Origin of the sequence: Photorhabdus sp. RM96S (assembly GCF_042879335.1) — a bacterium.
Lineage (GTDB): Bacteria > Pseudomonadota > Gammaproteobacteria > Enterobacterales > Enterobacteriaceae > Photorhabdus > Photorhabdus kayaii.
In genome coordinates this window covers 1-365 of the sequence record NZ_JBHFKT010000208.1, presented here as the reverse complement: position 1 = coordinate 365, position 365 = coordinate 1, and the positions used below count along the sequence as shown (strand labels likewise).

1 pseudogene is annotated in these 365 nt (G+C 66.3%); it reads right to left on the bottom strand.

Features of this window, described 5'->3' with window-relative positions:
* Window positions 1–365 (bottom strand): annotated as a pseudogene (locus ACGF49_RS25005) (DNA primase); the annotation flags it as partial.

Below are 365 nucleotides of genomic sequence, written 5' to 3'. Positions count from 1 at the left end.
CCCGTACCCGCCAGACCCGGGGGCCGCTTTTCATCAGCAGTTCACCGCAGGCCGTGCGCTCACAGGGCACGGGCGCAACGGTCAGCTCCGGCGGGGCGGCTAAAGAAGAAGGTTTAGTCACCTCGGCACTTTGGGGCTTTTCCGTCACAGCCGGCGAGACGGGCCGCTCATGGCTGAACACCGCGCCCGGCGCTGTTCCCTGTCCCTGCCAGACCGCCTGTTGCAAGGCCAGCCCCAGCGCATGTTCGGCGTTGCCGCTTTTCAGCGCATAGTCATTGGCATCCATGCCCGGCGGGAACTGCACCCGCCATGCCTCGATACCGGCTTCCAGTAAATCAGCCGCCACACTGGCCGCGCCACGGTCT